The sequence below is a fragment of the Streptomyces sp. RK9 genome, assembly GCF_045070545.1.
In the GTDB taxonomy this organism is placed as follows: Bacteria; Actinomycetota; Actinomycetes; order Streptomycetales; family Streptomycetaceae; genus Streptomyces; species Streptomyces alboflavus.
In genome coordinates, this window is the sequence record NZ_CP173703.1 from 1,618,369 (window position 1) to 1,634,401 (window position 16,033).

General features: G+C 70.8%; 12 protein-coding genes. 7 read left to right on the plus strand and 5 right to left on the minus strand.

Features of this window, described 5'->3' with window-relative positions:
• The first annotated feature begins 23 nt into the window (after positions 1 to 23).
• Positions 24 to 1,247, plus strand: a complete 1,224-nt coding sequence (locus AB6L24_RS06275; protein WP_380855970.1) for a glycoside hydrolase family 64 protein — start codon at positions 24 to 26, stop codon at positions 1,245 to 1,247.
• Positions 1,248 to 1,328: 81 nt separating this feature from the next.
• Here the strand turns inward: AB6L24_RS06275 and AB6L24_RS06280 are convergent, their stop codons facing one another.
• Positions 1,329 to 2,435: a LacI family DNA-binding transcriptional regulator gene (locus AB6L24_RS06280; protein ID WP_405653002.1), complete on the minus strand. Its 1,107-nt coding sequence runs from the start codon at positions 2,433 to 2,435 to the stop codon at positions 1,329 to 1,331.
• A 104-nt stretch (positions 2,436 to 2,539) separates the two neighbouring features.
• Between AB6L24_RS06280 and AB6L24_RS06285 the strand changes: the two genes are divergently transcribed.
• Entirely contained in the window at positions 2,540 to 3,085 is a 546-nt protein-coding gene (locus AB6L24_RS06285) for a DUF1707 domain-containing protein (protein WP_405653004.1), read from the plus strand.
• Positions 3,086 to 3,104: 19 nt separating this feature from the next.
• On the opposite strand, the gene AB6L24_RS06290 is transcribed toward AB6L24_RS06285, so the two are convergent.
• Positions 3,105 to 4,187, minus strand: a complete 1,083-nt coding sequence (locus AB6L24_RS06290; RefSeq protein WP_405653006.1) for a multicopper oxidase domain-containing protein — start codon at positions 4,185 to 4,187, stop codon at positions 3,105 to 3,107.
• Between the two features lie 268 nt (positions 4,188 to 4,455).
• Between AB6L24_RS06290 and AB6L24_RS06295 the strand changes: the two genes are divergently transcribed.
• Both AB6L24_RS06295 and AB6L24_RS06300 read left to right on the plus strand, forming a co-directional pair.
• Positions 4,456 to 7,011 (plus strand): ThuA domain-containing protein, encoded by a 2,556-nt coding sequence (locus tag AB6L24_RS06295; protein WP_405653008.1) that lies wholly within the window; start codon positions 4,456 to 4,458, stop codon positions 7,009 to 7,011.
• A gap of 80 nt (positions 7,012 to 7,091) precedes the next feature.
• Positions 7,092 to 9,245, plus strand: coding sequence for an OmpL47-type beta-barrel domain-containing protein (locus AB6L24_RS06300; protein WP_405657056.1), 2,154 nt, complete (start codon positions 7,092 to 7,094; stop codon positions 9,243 to 9,245).
• Positions 9,246 to 9,286: 41 nt separating this feature from the next.
• On the opposite strand, the gene ligD is transcribed toward AB6L24_RS06300, so the two are convergent.
• Positions 9,287 to 10,306, minus strand: coding sequence for a non-homologous end-joining DNA ligase (ligD, locus tag AB6L24_RS06305; protein ID WP_405653010.1), 1,020 nt, complete (start codon positions 10,304 to 10,306; stop codon positions 9,287 to 9,289).
• 141 nt (positions 10,307 to 10,447) lie between these two features.
• Positions 10,448 to 10,942, minus strand: coding sequence for a hypothetical protein (locus tag AB6L24_RS06310; protein ID WP_405653013.1), 495 nt, complete (start codon positions 10,940 to 10,942; stop codon positions 10,448 to 10,450).
• Positions 10,943 to 11,234: 292 nt separating this feature from the next.
• Here AB6L24_RS06310 and AB6L24_RS06315 point away from each other — a divergent pair, with 292 nt between their 5' ends.
• The 3 genes from AB6L24_RS06315 (at position 11,235) to AB6L24_RS06325 (ending at position 15,418) form a co-directional block, all read left to right on the plus strand.
• On the plus strand, positions 11,235 to 12,308 hold the full coding sequence (locus AB6L24_RS06315; RefSeq protein ID WP_405653015.1) for an ATP-dependent DNA ligase: 1,074 nt from the start codon (positions 11,235 to 11,237) through the stop codon (positions 12,306 to 12,308).
• A 302-nt stretch (positions 12,309 to 12,610) separates the two neighbouring features.
• On the plus strand, positions 12,611 to 14,425 hold the full coding sequence (locus AB6L24_RS06320) for an FAD-dependent oxidoreductase (RefSeq protein WP_405653017.1): 1,815 nt from the start codon (positions 12,611 to 12,613) through the stop codon (positions 14,423 to 14,425).
• A 30-nt stretch (positions 14,426 to 14,455) separates the two neighbouring features.
• Complete coding sequence (locus tag AB6L24_RS06325; protein WP_405653019.1) at positions 14,456 to 15,418, plus strand: DUF3048 domain-containing protein; 963 nt, start codon at positions 14,456 to 14,458, stop codon at positions 15,416 to 15,418.
• Here AB6L24_RS06325 and AB6L24_RS06330 read toward each other — a convergent pair.
• Positions 15,405 to 15,869, minus strand: coding sequence for a MarR family winged helix-turn-helix transcriptional regulator (locus tag AB6L24_RS06330; protein ID WP_405653021.1), 465 nt, complete (start codon positions 15,867 to 15,869; stop codon positions 15,405 to 15,407). The two genes, AB6L24_RS06325 and AB6L24_RS06330, sit on opposite strands and share 14 nt — an antisense overlap.
• Positions 15,870 to 16,033: the final 164 nt, after the last annotated feature.

Consider the following 16,033-nt stretch of genomic DNA (forward strand, 5'->3'; position numbering starts at 1 on the left):
ATTCCAGCCAGGAGAGAATTTCCGTGATCTCGCGCAGAGTGTTCCTGACGTCGTCCGCGGCCGCCGCGGGCGCCCTCACCTACCCCGCCTGGGGCAGCGCGCTCAGCCCGCGCGCCGACGCCGCGCCCGCGACCTGCGAACTCGCCCTGCAGAACAAGTCGCTGCCGGGCCAGGTCCGCGCCTACGTCACCGGGCACGAGCCCGGCACCGACCGCTGGCTGCTGCTCAAGCCGGACGGCGGGGTCTACCGCCCCGAATCGCCGTCGGCCCCGCAGACACCGCTGCCGGTGGACTGCGCCATCCCCCTCGGCGCCGCGGGCTCGGCGCCCAAGGTGCTCACGCTGCCCCAGATGTACGGCGCCCGCGTCTACTTCGTCCGCGACGACAAGCTGGACTTCTTCCTCAACCCGGGCCCGAGCCTGGTCGAACCCGCCTTCGCCACCAAGGAGGACCCGAACTACGGCCGCACGTGGTCGTTCTGCGAGTTCACGTTCAACAGCACCCAGCTGTACGCGAACATCAGCTACGTCGACCTGGTGACGGCGCTGCCCATCGGCCTGACCCTGGCGGGCGACGCCACCCACACCGTCGCCCCGCTGCCGAACGGCGCCGTCGACAAGATCGCCGCCGATCTGGTGGCGCAGGCGGGCAAGGACGGGCAGCCCTGGGACAAGCTGGTGATCCGCGGGGACGGCGGCGTGCTGCGGGTCATCTCCCCGCAGAACCTCATGGCCCCGTACTTCGACCGCCCCGACCAGATGCCGTTCCGCGACCTCTTCAAGGGCTACGTCGACCAGGTCTGGGACAAGTACCGGTCCACGGACCTGCGCATCGACCTCCAGGGCGGCCGGGGCGTGCGCGTCGGCCGGGTCACCGGGGACACGCTCACCTTCGAGGGCGGCCACACCTTCGCGAAGCCCTCGTCGAAGGACGTCTTCACCTGCAACCACGGCCCGTTCGCCAACAACCCGAACGACCCCGACGACAAGAAGGGCCTCCTCGCCCGCCTCGCCGCAGGATTCAACCGCAGCATCATGCTGACCCACCCCTCGCAACCCAACGGCACGACGTCCGGTGACTACTACCGCGGCGACGTCACCAACCACTGGGCCCGCGTGGTGCACGCCAACTCGCCCATCGGGTACGCCTTCCCGTACGACGACGTCCGTCCGGACGGCCAGCCGGACGTGTCGGGGGCGGCGCACGACGGGAACCCGCGGAGGTTCACGGTGTCGGTCGGCGCGTAGGCGCTGGGCCGCGCGTTCCAGGGGGCGGGCAGATCCTTCCGGTGCCCGCCCCCTTCCGCGCGCCCGGGCAGCGGCGGACCGCTAGGCGGAGTCCCGGCGTACGAGGTGCGTGGGCAGCACCACGCGCGCGGCCTCCCTCGGGGCGTCCGGGGTCCCGGCCTGCGGCTGCCCCTGGTGAGGGCCCTGCGGCTGCCCCTGGTGAGGGCCCTGCGCCTGCCCCTGACCCATGCCCTGTCCCTGGTCGCGCAGCAGCAGCGCCGCCATCAGGCGACCCATCTCCTCGATGTCCTGGCGCACCGTCGTCAGCGGCGGATCCGCCTGCTCGGCCAGCGGCAGCATGTCGTCGAAGCCGACGACCGCCACGTCCTCGGGCACCCGCCGCCCGGACTCGCGCAGCACGCGCAGCGCCCCGGCCGCCGACAGGTCGTTCGCGGCGAAGACCGCGTCCACGTCGGGGCAGCGCTCCAGGAGGGCGCGCATCGCGCGTTCGCCGCCCGCGGGGGTGAAGTCGCCCTCGGCGACAAGCCGTGGATCGCCGTCCGGTACGACGTCGCGGTAGCCGTCGAGGCGGTCGACGGCGGAGGTCTGGTCGAGCGGCCCGGTGATGTGGGCGACGCGGCCGCGGCCGAGGCCGGTGAGGTGGCGCACGGCCTGGCGGGCGCCGCCGCGGTTGTCGCAGTCGACGTACCGGACGCTGCCCGCGCCGCCCGTCCAGCCGGGCCGCCCGCCGAACACCGTGGGCAGACCGGCGCCGTGGATGATGCCGGGCAGCGGGTCGTCCAGGTGCAGCGAGAAGACGAGGGCGCCGTCGACGTGACCGCCCGCGAGATAGCGTCCGACCCGCTCGTGGTCGTCCCTGCCCTCCGTCAGGAGCAGCACCAGCTGGACGTCACGTGCCGTCAGTTCCTTGCTGATGCCGCGCAGTTGGCGGGCGAAGAACGGGTCGGCGAACACCCTGGTCTCGGGCTCGGCGATGACCACGGCGACGGCGTCGTGGCGCCGGGTGACGAGGCTGCGGGCGGCGCGGTTGGGGACGTAGCCGAGTTCGCGCACCGCGTGCCGGACCTTCGCCGCGAGCGCTTCCCGCACCCCGGCATCGCCGTTCACCACACGTGACACCGTCGCCCGCGACACCCCGGCCCGCGCGGCCACGGCCTCCAGCGTGGGACGCGCTGCTGCCTCGGGCACCTCGGGACTCCTCGTCGACGGTTGCCGATCAGGATAGCCCCGGGCCGCGCGGGCCGGCCGCCGCCGACCGGCCGCGGACCCCGCGCGCCCCTTAGGGTGAGACCGTGACGCCACCTCCGAAGGAACCGCAGCCGCGGATCAGCGAGAACGACCGCGACACCGCCGTGCGACGGCTGCAGGAGGCGTACGCCGAAGGGCACATCTCGCACGAGGAGATGGACGCGCACCTCCAGCGGATCCTGACCGCCGAGACGCCGGGCGACATCGAGTCGGCCCTGGGCTCGCTCCCGGCGGAGGACCCCGGCACCACGTCCACGATCACCGCCGCCACCGGACGGATCCGGCGCGGCGGCGCCTGGCGGGTGCCGCGCCATCTCAAGGTCCACTCCGCGCTCGGCCGGGTGAGCCTCGACCTGTCCCAGGCTGTCTTCGAGCATCCGGTTCTCGACATCGAGCTGCAGCTCGGCACGGGCGGCGCCAGGATCACCGTGCCGCGCGACGCGGTCGTGGACCTCGAAGGTCTGAGCTCCACCTGGAAGGACACGCTGTACAAGGCCGGGCGCGGGGCACGCCCCGGTGGCGGACCGACGATCCGGATCACCGGGACCATGGGGATGGGACGCCTCAAGGTCCGCCACGCGCGGCGCTGAGGCGTTCGCGGCACCGGCGTCAGTGGTGCGAGTGGTCCGCGCTTCCCCCACCCGACTCGGCGCCCCCGGACTTGGCCCCGTCGGCCTTCTTCCCGTCGGACGTGTCCGCACCCGACTTCTTCTCCGCCTTCGCGTGCGGATGGTGCGGCTCGTAGTCCGGAATCGTGCCGTCCGGCTTCTTGACCAGGAACAGCCCCACCATCCCCATGTCGGAGTGGCTCTGCACATGGCAGTGGTACATCCACGCCCCCGCGCCCACCCCCTCGCCCGCGATCACCTGGAAGCCGAAGGAGTCTCCGGGACCGGTGATCTTGTCGTCGAGGACCTGGCTGGGGTCGTCGGGGCCGGTGAGCAGGCCGGTGCGGTTGTCGGCCCAGCGGTGACCGTGGATGTGGAACGTGTGGTAGTACTCGCCGTGCGTGATCGACACGAACTCGACCCGATCGCCCACCGTGGCCTCGAAGTTGGGGCCCGAGTGCGCGGGCTTGTTGTTGATCAGCATGTCGTTGAAGACGACGACGCAGGTCTGGTCCGGCAGGATGTCGCCCTTGCGGCGCACGATCACCGCGCCGTAGAGGCCCTTGCGCACGCCGACCGTGCCGTGCTCGGTGCCGACGACGTGGTCGTGGTAGTGCCAGTAGCCGGCGGTGCCGGGGCGCCAGGTGCCGTCCTTGCGGCGGCCCGGGGCGTGGGTGCGCCAGGTGTAGGTGCGCTTGCCGCCGGGTGCCACCTGGGACTTGGTGTGCTTCGTGCCGTCGCTGGAGATCTCGTAGTCCATGCCGTGCACGTGCAGGCTGACGTCGACGTCCGTGGTGTTCTCGAACTCGACGTGCAGGGTGTCCCCTTCGTTGAGTTCGAGGAGCGGGCCGGGGATGGAGGCCTTGCCCTTCTCCAGGCCGTAGCCCATCTGCCCGTCGGGAAGCCTCTCTGCGTACATCTTGATGCGGCGCACCTCGCCGCCCGCGGGAGCCGTCTTCGGCGGGTCGACGGCGCGCGGCGCGTCGGCCGCGGAGTCCGCGGCCATCACCGACAACGATGTCACCCCCACGGTCGCCGCCGCTCCCCCGGCCAGCATCCGGCGGTTGAAGCTCCGTCTGTCCATGGCGAACTCCCCACTCATATACGGAAACTGACGCTACGTACGGACACGGTCGGGGCACCCGGGGCACCGGATTCCGGCCACACGCTAGCGGCAGCGCTCCGGTTTATCCACACGCAGGACAAAGGTCGCACGAAGTGATGTCGTAGCCCTTGGCTAGCCGTCAAAAGAGGGCTAGCTTCGTCGGCGCCAGCCCTCCAAGGGGGGCTAGCTTCTCCGGTGCTGTTGATGTATTCGCCGTAGCCGTGACCGACGATGGGTGGGTGTACTCATGCGGCTGAAACCGCATCAAACGCCCCCAACCGTACGAGGGTTGGGCAGAACCAGACAGAGATCCACGCGCCGCGCCTGGGCGGCGGCCCTGGCCGCCGGGGCCGTCGCCGCCGGCCTGCTCACGGGCCCCGCCGCGACCGCGCGGCCCTTTCCGGAACCGCCCCCCGACGCGGAGGCGATGAAGACAACGATGTCACGCGCGCTGCCCGCTCCCCCGGGTGGCGCGAACGTGCGTGTGCTCGCCTTCTACGGCTCGGCCGCGGGCGGCGACGAGTCCCCGGTCGTCGACGCGGCCATCGCCGCCATCGAGAAGATCGGCCAGTCCGGCCCGGCCGAGCAGCGCTTCACCGTGACCGCCACCGACGACCCGGCCGTGTTCACCAACGCCAAGAAGCTCGGCAAGTTCAACGCGGTGACGTTCGTGACCGGCGGCGGCGACGTCCTCGACGCCGAGCAGGAGGCGGGCCTGGAGGCCTACATGGAGGCCGGCGGCGGCTTCCTCGGCCTGCACGACGCGGCCCGCGCGGAGCCCTACTCGTCCTGGTTCACCGGACTGGTCGGCGCCCGCCCCAAGGACGCGAGCCCCACCGCCGTGCAGCGCGCCACCGTCGAGGTCGGCGACCGCGAGAACCCCGCCACCAAGGGCCTCCCCCTGGAGTGGAAGCGCCCCGACAAGTGGCTCAACTGGGAGACCGGTCCGTCGGGGCCGTCGGGCAACGTCCACACCGTGGCCCGCGTGCGCGAGGCCACGTACAAGCCGGGTGAGGGCGCGAACGGCGCGGACCACCCGGTGTCGTGGTGCCGTGACTACGACGGCGGCCGGTCCTTCTACACCGGCATGGGCGGCACCGCGGACGCCTACGACGAGGCGGACTTCCGCGGCCATCTGCGCGGCGCCCTGCTGTGGACGACCCGCATCGCCCGCGCCGACTGCAAGGCCACCATCAACGCGAACTACAAGGCCGAGCGCCTGACCCAGCCCAACAAGCCGGGCCAGAACGACCAGATCGGCGAGCCGCACGGCCTGGTCACCGCGCCCGACGGCCGGGTGTTCTACATCGGCCGCGGCGGCGCCGACTCCTCGCAGCCCGTGATCACCGACTGGAACAACCCCGACATCGGCAAGGGCAAGGGCGAGATCCACGTCTACGACCCGAAGACCAAGAAGTCGACCCTGGCCGGGGCGCTCAGCGTCTTCGGCAACAAGGGCGGCGGCGGTGAGCTGATCAAGGTCGAGGAAGGGCTGCTCGGCATCGAGCTGGACCCGAAGTTCGCGCAGAACGGCTGGGTGTACCTGCACTACACGCCGCACTCGCAGCTGAACCGCGACACACACATGGCCGAGCGGTACGTCTCCCGCTTCACCCTCGACCAGGCCACGAACAAGCTGGACCTGAGCAGCGAGAAGGTGCTGCTCAAGTGGCCGGTGCAGGTGCACAGTTGCTGCCACTCGGGCGGCGGGATGTCCTGGGACTCCAAGGGCAACCTGTACATCGCGACCGGTGACAACAACTCCTCCGGCTTCAGCGACGGCTACTCGGGCAACAACCCGCAGCCCCACTTCAAGGGCGTCTCCTTCGCCGACGCCCGCCGCACCGCGGGCAACACCAACAACCTCAACGGCAAGATCCTGCGCATCCACCCCGAGCCCGACGGCACGTACACCCTGCCCGAAGGCAACCTGTTCACCGGCAAGGAGCCGGACGAGGGCGGCGGCAAGACGCGCGGCGAGATCTATGTGATGGGTGTCCGCAACCCGGCGCGCATCTTCGTCGACAAGAAGACCGACACCCTGTACGCCGGGTGGGTCGGCCCCGACGCCGGCAACCCGTCGACGACCTGGGGCCCGGCGAAGTACGACACGTTCGCGGCCATCACGCACGCCTCCAACCGCGGCTGGCCGTACTGCATGGGCAACAACCAGCCCTACCGCGACCGCAATCTGCCCGACCCGAGCAAGCCGCTCGGCTGGTACGACTGCAAGAACCTGCGCAACGAGTCGCCCAACAACGACGGCCTGGTGAAGATCCCGCCGGCCGAGCCCAACACCATCTGGTACTCGCCGCAGGGCGGCGGCATCGACTACCCGCGCGACGCGAACGGCGTGCCGAGCTACAAGCCGGAGGAGCAGAAGCAGCTCCTGCCGTGGCTCAAGGGCGGCGGCCAGGCCACGATGAACGGCCCGGTCTACCGCTACGACGAGGCGAGCACGAGCGCGGACAAGTGGCCGTCGTACTGGGACGGCAAGTGGTTCGTCGGGGACTTCTACGACGGCGACCAGCCGCGGCACGCGGTGCTCACCGACCCGAAGACGGTCGGCAAGGGCGGTCTGCCGGTGCACGCCGAATCGCTGAAGAAGATCATTCCGGTGGGCAACGACAACATCAAGAACCTCATGGACTGGAAGTTCGCGCCGGACGGCTCGCTGTACGTCCTCGACTACGGGCGCGGCTTCTTCACCTCGGACGCCAAGTCGGCGCTGTGGCGCGTGACGTACAAGGGCGGCGCGGCCACTCCGGCCGCCTCCGACCTGGCGAGGAAGGCGAGCCGATGAGATCCGTGCGATCCGTGAGATCCGCTCGCCGGGGCGGCGGCCGCGGCAGACTCTGGACGGCGCTGCTCGCCGCGTTCCTGATGGCGGTCGGCCTGACGTCGGCGGCGAGCGCGCGGCCCGACGACACCGGGATCGCCGCGGAGCAGCAGACGCTCACCTGGACGGCCGACAACGACATCTCCAAGTACAAGTCGGCGCCCGCGACGGCGGTCGCGGGCAAGACGACGATCGTCTTCGAGAACAGCGTGGCCACCGGCAACACCACCGGCATGCCGCACACGCTGACGTTCGACGTCTCCGACCCGGAGTACAACAACGACGTCCCGCTGAACATCCTCGCCAACCCGGGCGACGACAAGGGCGGCAAGCACACGGCCGAGGTCACCCTGAAGCCGGGCCGCTACCGCTACTACTGCACCATCCCCGGCCACGGCGCGATGCAGGGCATCCTGGTCGTGACCGAGGGCGGCGGCGAGGACACCACCGCCCCGGAGACCAGGGCGAAGGTGGACGGGGCGACCAACTCCGACGGCGCGTACGTCGGTTCGGCGACGGTCACGGTGACGGCGACCGACGAGAGCGGCGGCTCGGGCGTCGAGAAGGTCGAGTACGCGGTCGGGGCCGACGGCGCCTGGCAGCCGTACACGGCGCCCGTGGTCGTGAACACGGTCGGCACGCACAAGATCCGCTATAGGGCTGCCGACAAGGCGGGCAACGTGGCGGCGGAGAAGGCGGTCGACTTCAAGGTCGTCCCGCCGCCGACCGACGACAAGACACCGCCGGAGACCTCGGCGACGGTCAGCGGCGAGCAGAACGGCCAGGGCCAGTACCTCGGCATGGCGACGGTGACGGTGTCGGCGTCCGACGCGGGCTCGGGCCTCAACAAGGTCGAGTACGCGATCGGTGCCGGCGACTGGCAGCCGTACACGACGCCGGTGATGGTCCACGAGGTGGGCAGCCACAAGGTCCGCTACCGCGCCTCCGACAAGGCGGGCAACGTCGCGCCGGAGAAGGCGGTGGAGTTCGCGGTGGTCGCGCCGCCGACCGAGGACAAGACGCCGCCGGAGACGTCGGCGAAGGTCGAGGGCGACAAGAACTCGGACGGCGCCTACATCGGGAAGGCCAAGGTGACGGTCACCGCGACCGACTCCGGGACGGGCGTGGACAAGGTCGAGTACTCCCTGGACGGTGGGCCGTACGTGGCGTATTCCGCGCCCGTGGTCGTCGACCGCGTCGGGCGGCACACGGTGGCGTACCGGGCGAGCGACAAGGCGGGCAACACCGCGCCCGCGAAGTCGGTGGCGTTCACGGTCGACGAGGGCGGCGGCGTTCCCGGCCCCAACTGCCCGGAGTACGACGAGCGGTTGACGGTCTTCGTCGGCACCGTCGACACGGGGATCCCGAACCGCGTCACCAACAACCGTTGTCGCATAGGCGAGTTGATCGAGGACGAGAAGGACTGGTCGTCGCACGCGCTGTTCCTCAAGCACGTCAAGACCGTCACGGACCGCCTCAAGAAGACCGCCGAGATCGACCAGCGCGAGTACAACAAGATCAACAAGGCGGCGAAGCAGTCGGGCATCGGCAAGCCCGGCCAGACCGAGGGCTACCGTCACCTCTTCGACGGCACCCAGAAGTCCTTCGCCAAGTGGAGCCACGTGGGCGGCGGTTCGTTCGGCCTGAACACCGACGGGTCGATGACCTCGGGCACCACGAAGAACGGCCTGGGCATGCTGTGGTTCCCCGAGCGCAAGTACGGGGACTTCTCGCTGAAGCTCCAGTGGCGCGACGACGCCCCGGCGTCCGGGAACGCGAACTCTGGTGTGTTCGTGCGCTTCCCGCAGGTCCACGATCACCCGGAGGAGTCACGTCCGGAGTGGGTCGCCATCAAGTACGGCCACGAGGTGCAGGTGCTCGACCGTCCTGACGGCGACATGTACAAGACCGGCTCGGTCTACGGCTTCGACCGCGTCGGCCTCGCGGGCGCGGGCGTGACACCCAAGGGCACCTGGAACGACTACGAGATCCGCGTGGTCGACCAGAAGTACTCGGTGTTCCGCAACGGCGTCCTGCTCAACGAGTTCGACAACACCGGCGGCCAGCTCTTCGAGCCGCCGCGCGGCGACGACCCCGGCACGGACGGCCGCCGCTTCGCGTCCGGGTACATCGGGCTCCAGGTCCACGGTGTGACGGACGTGGTGTCGTACCGGGACATCCGGATCAAGGAGCTGTAGCTGTAGCTGTAGCTGTAAAAGGTGCCCTCACCGAGGCGGGTTCAGTCGTCGTCGTGCTTCGCACGGCTCGGCTGGACCCGCTTCGGCTCGCCGGGCATCTTCGGGTACTCGGGCGGATAGGGCATGTCGCCGAGCCCGTGGTCCCTCTCGTCGCGGTCGGCCTGCTCCAGGAGCCCCTCCAGCGAGAAGGCGTGCTCGTCCATGTCCTTTTGTACGTCGCCGACCTCGGCGAAGCGCGCGGGCATGGTGCCGATGTCGAAGTCGGTGGGCACGGCGTCGTCGATCTCGTCCCAGCGCAGCGGCGCGGAGACGGGGGCGTGCGGACGGGCGCGCACGGAGTAGGCGGAGGCGATGGTGCGGTCGCGGGCGGTCTGGTTGAAGTCGACGAAGATGCGCTCGCCGCGCTCCTCCTTCCACCAGGCGGTGGTCACCGCGTCCGGATGACGGCGCTCCAGCTCCCGACCGCAGGCGATGGCGGCGCGGCGCACCTCGACGAAGGTCCAGCGGGGCGCGATGGGCACGAAGACGTGGATACCGCGCCCGCCGGAGGTCTTGGGCCAGCCGCGAAGGCCGAAGTCACCGAGGACCTCCCGCAGCCCGTGGGCGGCGCGGACGGCGTCACCGTAGTCCGTGCCGGGCTGCGGATCGAGGTCGATGCGCAGCTCGTCCGGATGGTCGGGCTCGGCACGGCGGACCGGCCAGGGGTGGAAGGTGAACGTGCCGAACTGGGCGGCCCAGACGACGGCGGCGACCTCGGTGGGGCAGATCTCGTCGGCGGTGCGGCCGCTGGGGAAGGTGATGGTGCCGGTGGGGATCCAGTCGGGCAGGTTCTTCGGAGCACGCTTCTGGTAGAAGTGCTCACCGCCGAGGCCCTCCGGGTACCGCTCCAGGGTGGTCGGCCGGTCGCGCAGCGCCCGCACGATGCCGTCGCCGACGGCGATGAAGTACTCGGCGAGGTCCCGCTTGGTGAAGCCGCGCTCGGGGAACAGCACACGGTCGGGGCTGGAGAGCCGCACCTGCCGCTCTCCAGCGTTAAGCTCCACCGCCGCGCCGGCGCCCATGCGAGCCACGGTAGACGGGTACGACAAATGCCGCATATCGTGCGAGAGGTCCGGGAGGTCGAGGCCGTCCAACGCATCGGCCGCTTCCCGCCCCGGTCCGCCACAGCGATCCGGAGCGGGTGTTTCTGCAGCGGCCCTTCCTCAGAAGGGTCCGCTGCACTTTCGGTCGCTCCCGGCGTCGCTGGTGCAGATCTTGAGACTGGTCTGGGAGGTCTTGCCGTTCACGACTCCCCACCAGGCCCCGGACAGGTCGACCGTCTTGTTGACTCCACCTATGGTGCTCTGGTGCTTCCAGCGGGGGTATCCGGGGGTGTAGGACCACAGCTCGGCACTGCGGCCGTCCCGGGCGGTGTCCTTCAGTACCGTCTCGCCCGGATTGCCGGGGTGGTAGTTCTTCGGGGTGGGCTCAGCCCACTCGTTCCAGCACAGTACGCCGCGGATCGCAGCACCCCTGATGTTGTTCGCGAAGCTGCGGCAGCCACTGGGGTCGGAGGCCTGCTTCTTTCCGCTGACCGCGTGTTGCCCGGGTGACGTCGCGTTGGTCGCCCCGCTGGCTGTTCCGTTGGTGAAGCCGATGATCAATGCTGACCCTGCCGTGACGATGCCGGCGGCACGTACTGCCTTGTTCTTGATCACGCCCATATTCAGTGTCCCCCTCGAGGTCCCGTTCCAGTGAGGCTTTCCGCTGCGCCCGGGTAGCCCAGGTGCAGTGGCTTGTGCGTCTCACTGTGGGCATCGCGCCCGCAGAGACCCTTGGACAAACCTTGAGTGCGCAGGTCCTGCGGGTGCGGACGGGATGGCGCGTCCGCTCGCCAGCACATCGTGCGTGCCCTGAGGAGGCTCCGCGATCTGGACGAGTTCGCTGACCTGGCCTTTATGGATGCCGACTGAACAGGCGGGCTGTCTGGACGGCACCTAGATTTGGACCATGGATCTCCCGGTGATGCCGCCCGTGAAGCCCATGCTCGCCAAGTCCGTGGCGCGGATTCCGCCCGGGATGCAGTACGAGGCGAAGTGGGACGGGTTCCGGGCCGTCGTCTTCCGGGACGGGCCGGAGGTCGAGATCGGGAGCCGGGGCACGAAGTCCCTGACGCGGTACTTTCCCGAGCTGGTCGAGGCGCTGCGGGAGCGGTTGCCGGAGCGGTGTGTGGTCGACGGGGAGATCGTCATCGCGCGCGGGGGGCGGCTGGAATTCGACGCCCTCACCGAGCGCATCCATCCCGCGGAGTCCCGGGTGCGGATGCTCGCCGAGCGCACGCCGGCGTCGTTCGTCGCCTTCGATCTGCTCGCCCTCTTCGACGAGTCCCTGCTCGACGTCTCCCTCAGCGACCGGCGGGCGCTGCTGACCAGGGCCCTTGAGGGCGTGAGCGCGCCCGTGCACCTGGCTCCCGCCACGCTCGACCGGGAGGTGGCCGAGCGGTGGTTCGAGGAGTTCGAGGGCGCCGGGCTCGACGGGGTGATCGCCAAGCCGCTCGACCTGCGGTACCGGCCGAACGAACGCCTCATGTACAAGATCAAGCACGAGCGGACCGCGGACTGCGTCGTCGCGGGCTTCCGCTTCCACAAGAGCGGGCCCGTGGTGGGGTCGCTCCTTCTCGGTCTGTACGACGACGGGGGGACGTTGCAGCACGTCGGGGTGTGCGCGGCCTTCGCCATGAAGCGGCGGGCCGAGCTGATGGCCGAGCTTGAGCCGCTGCGGATGGAGTCCGTGGCGGGGCATCCGTGGGCGGCGTGGACCGAGGAGGCCGCCCACGAGGGGGCACGGCTGCCGGGGGCGGTGAGTCGGTGGACCGGGAAGAAGGATCTGTCGTGGGTGCCGTTGCGGCCCGAGCGGGTGTGTGAGGTGGCCTACGACCACATGGAGAACGGCGCCCGCTTCCGGCACACCGCCCAGTTCCGGGCGTGGCGGCCCGACCGCTCCCCCGACTCGTGCACGTACGCCCAGCTGGAGGAGCCCGCCGGATACGACCTGACCGAGGTCCTCGGCTCACCCCCGGCCTAGCCGGGCCCGGCTGCGACCGGCGGGGCCGCGCCCTCGGACCAGTCGCACCCTGCTGCCCACCCACCCCGCCGCTCCGCGGCGGCGTCTCCCACCCGCCCGCCCATTTCTGGGACCAGTCGCGCCCCACAGTCACGGGTGGGAGAAATCCCGCCGCGGTAGCGGTGGGCAACCCAACACCCCCCACCCCGCAGACGAATTCGCGCCAACGTCACCCCGAGCGCCCCACACCGCTTCCGGCGCCCCGCCGGTAACCGTAAGCTCCGCCCCCGACACGCTAGTTACCGAGGGTAAGGGGGACGGGCATGGGGCACACGGAGCCGCAGGCGGGCGGTCGGGGGACGAGTACGCGGAGGGCGTTCGTCGCGCGGACGGCGACCGTCGGCGGCGCGGTCGCGCTGGGGGTGGGGGCAGGGGTGCTCCCAGCTCCGGCGCACGCCGCCGACGCGAAGCCGAGGGCGGGACAGAAGGTCGCCGTGCTCGGCGGCGGCGTGGCCGGCCTGACCGCCGCCCACGAGCTGGTGGAGCGCGGCTTCGCCGTGACCGTGTACGAGCGCAGGGCGCTGGGCGGCAAGGCGCGCAGCATGGACGTACCGAACAGCGCGAAGGGGAACCGCAGGCCGCTCCCCGGGGAGCACGGCTTCCGGTTCATCCCGGGGATCTATCACAACCTGCCGGACACCATGCGGCGCATCCCGTTCCCGGGCAACAGGAACGGCGTCTGGGACAACCTCGTCAGCCCGCCCGAGATGAGCTTCGCCCGCTCCGGCGGCCGCGAGGACATCCGGCTGCCCATCCCCCAGCACACGGGCGACCCGGCCCACCTCGACAAGGACGACATCGCCAGCGCCCTCACGGCCCTGCTCGACACGGCCACGAGCATCCCCGGTCATGAGGTCGCGTACTTCGTGAACCGCGCCCTGGTCTTCCTGACGAGCTGCGACGAGCGCCGTGACGACGACTGGGAGTCGACGCCGTGGTGGGAGTTCGTGCGCGCCGAGCAGATGTCGAAGGACTACCAGCGGGTCCTCGCGATCGGCGTGACGCGCAACATCGTGGCGACGAAGGCCGAGGAGGCCAGCACCCGCACGGTCGGCACGCTCGGCGAGGCGCTCGTGTTCAACGCGCTCGGGCGGGGCGCGGACGGCCCGCCGGACCGCATCCTGAACGCGCCGACCAACGAGGCGTGGATCGACCCGTGGGTGACGCATCTGAAGGCGCTCGGCGTGGAGTTCCGCGTCGGCTGGACGGTGCGCGAGCTGGCGTACGGCGGCGGCCGGATCACGAAGACGGTCGTCGAGAACCCCGACGGCAGGCGCGAGGACGTGGTCGCCGACCACTACGTACAGGCCATGCCGGTCGAACACGCGCGCAGGACCTGGAGTCGTGAACTCAAGGCCGCGGACCCGCAGCTGGCGCGCTGTGACCAGCTCAAGACGGACTGGATGACGGGCATCCAGTTCTATCTGACGGAGCGGCCCGACGTCGTCGAGGGGCACTTCAACTGCATCGACTCGCCGTGGTCCCTGACCGGCATCGCGCAGGCCGCGCACTGGAAGGGCCGTGACTTCCCCGCGGACTACGGCGACGGCACGGCGGTGGACTGTCTGTCGGTGGACATCTCCGAGTGGGACAAGCCGGGGATGCTCTACGGCAAGACGGCCAAGCAGTGCACGCGCGACGAGGTGGCGCGCGAGGTGTGGGCGCAGCTCAAGGCGTCCCTGAACGACACCGGCAAGACGGCCCTCAAGGACTCCACGCTGCACTCGTGGTTCCTCGACCCCGGCGTCGACGGCATCGGCGGCCCGAACCCGACCAACGAGGACGAGCTGCTCATCCATCCGGTGGGCACCCTGCGCAACCGCCCGTCGGCCGCGACGAAGATCCCGAACCTGTTCCTCGCGGGCGACTACGTGGCCGTCGACATCGACCTGGCCACCATGGAGGGCGCCAATGCCGCGGCCCGCCAGGCCGTGAACGCGCTGCTCGACCGGGTGGGCTCGGACCAGAAGCGGTGCGAGGTGACGCCGCTGTACCGCGCCCCGGAGATCGAGGGCCTGCGGCGCCACGACCGCGTCCGGTACCGGCTCGGCCTGCCCAATCTCCTCGATCTGGGCTGAGAAGTCCTCGGTTCGGGGTACATCCCCGGCATGACACGGCAAGCACAGGGACGCGTGCGGCAGCGGGTACGGGTGTGGCGCGCGGTGACGGCGGTGGCGGTCGTCGCCGCGCTCGCCGCGGGCTGCACGCTGAAGACGGACCGGGACGGCGACGGCAAGCGGTCCGGCTCCGGGGACGGCGGCCGCGTGCTCGCCGTGAAGATCGACAACGTGGGTCCCGCGCGCCCGCAGACGGGCCTCGACGCGGCGGACGTCGTGTACGTCGAGCAGGTGGAGGCGGGTCTGAGCCGCCTGATGGCGGTCTACGCGAGCAAGCTGCCGCCCGTCGTCGGCCCGGTGCGCAGCGCCCGCGAGACGGACCTGGACCTGCTGCGCCAGTTCGACGATCCGGCGCTCGCCTTCTCGGGCGCGCAGTCCAAGCTGCTCCCGCTGATCGACCGGGCGCCGCTGCGCCCGCTGCCGCCGGGCAAGGCCCCAGGCCGTGCGTACTACCGCGGCGACGGCAAGCCCGCCCCGCACAACCTCTATCTGCGGCCCGCCGCGCTCGGCGTCAAGGCCGAGGCGCGCGGCCTGGACAGCACCGGCTTCACGTTCGGCCCGCGCCCGGCGGGCGGCACACCGGAGACGCGGCGCACGGTCCGCTTCCCGTCGGCGCGCTTCGCCTTCACGTGGGTCGAGTACGAGGGGCGCTGGCACATCGCGATGGACGGCACCCCGGCCCGTACCTCCGCGGGCAAGGCGCTGTCCGCCGCGACGGTGGTGGTCCAGCACGTCGACATCCGTGACTCCCGCTTCCACGACCGCTCGGGCAACTCCTCGCCGCTGACCCGCTCCGTCGGCGAGGGCAGGGCCCAGGTGCTGCGCGACGGCCGCTCCTACGAGGCGCGCTGGGAGCGGCGGACGGCGGCCGACGGGACGGAGTTCACCACACCCGGGGGCAAGCCGCTGCCGTTCGCGAAGGGTCCTGTGTGGGTGGTGTTCACGAAGGCGTGACGGTGTCGGCCAGAGGGTCGCGCAGACGCTCCGCCGCGTCGGCGACCCGCTGGATCAGGCCGAGGAACAGCGCCCGCTCCTCGTCGGCCAGCGGCGCGAGGAGGACTTCGTTCATCCGGGCCGCGCGCACCGTGAGACGGCGGTGGACGCGCCTGCCCTCGGCGGTGGGGCGCAGCAGGGCGCGGCGGCCGTCCTGCGGGTCGCGGACCTTGTCGAGGAGGTCCCTGCGGGTGAGCCTGCCGACGACGTCGGCGACGGTGGAGCGGTCCAGGCGCACCCGCTCGCCCACGCCGCGCTGGTCGAGTCCCGGCTCGGCGATCAGGGCGTTCAGGACCGCGAACTGCGGTGAGGTGATCTCCTCGGAGACCATCGCGTTCCACAGCAGGTGGTGTGCCTGCTGCAGGCGCCGGGCCAGGTGGCCCGGGTGGGTGCTCAGGTCCACCGCGGCCATGGCTGCTCCTCACACGCCGGCAAGTACTGCCGGAAGGTATTGGTCGGTGCACTGAACGATATCTCCAAGTCGAGTGGTCCGTAGGCGTCTTGACGGCTTCAGGTGGCGGTGGCAGCGTGAGTCCGAGGTCCACGGAAATAGTCAGTGTGCTGATGAAATCTCGG

Coding starts and splice junctions, on each gene's coding strand:
- AB6L24_RS06325 (WP_405653019.1), top strand. CDS start 14,456: ATGACACGGCAAGCACAGGGACGCGTGCGGCAGCGGGTACGGGTGTGG.
- AB6L24_RS06300 (WP_405657056.1), top strand. CDS start 7,092: ATGGCGGTCGGCCTGACGTCGGCGGCGAGCGCGCGGCCCGACGACACC.
- AB6L24_RS06320 (WP_405653017.1), top strand. CDS start 12,611: ATGGGGCACACGGAGCCGCAGGCGGGCGGTCGGGGGACGAGTACGCGG.
- AB6L24_RS06315 (WP_405653015.1), top strand. CDS start 11,235: ATGGATCTCCCGGTGATGCCGCCCGTGAAGCCCATGCTCGCCAAGTCC.
- AB6L24_RS06290 (WP_405653006.1), bottom strand. CDS start 4,187: ATGGACAGACGGAGCTTCAACCGCCGGATGCTGGCCGGGGGAGCGGCG.
- AB6L24_RS06295 (WP_405653008.1), top strand. CDS start 4,456: ATGCGGCTGAAACCGCATCAAACGCCCCCAACCGTACGAGGGTTGGGC.
- AB6L24_RS06330 (WP_405653021.1), bottom strand. CDS start 15,869: ATGGCCGCGGTGGACCTGAGCACCCACCCGGGCCACCTGGCCCGGCGC.
- ligD (WP_405653010.1), bottom strand. CDS start 10,306: ATGGGCGCCGGCGCGGCGGTGGAGCTTAACGCTGGAGAGCGGCAGGTG.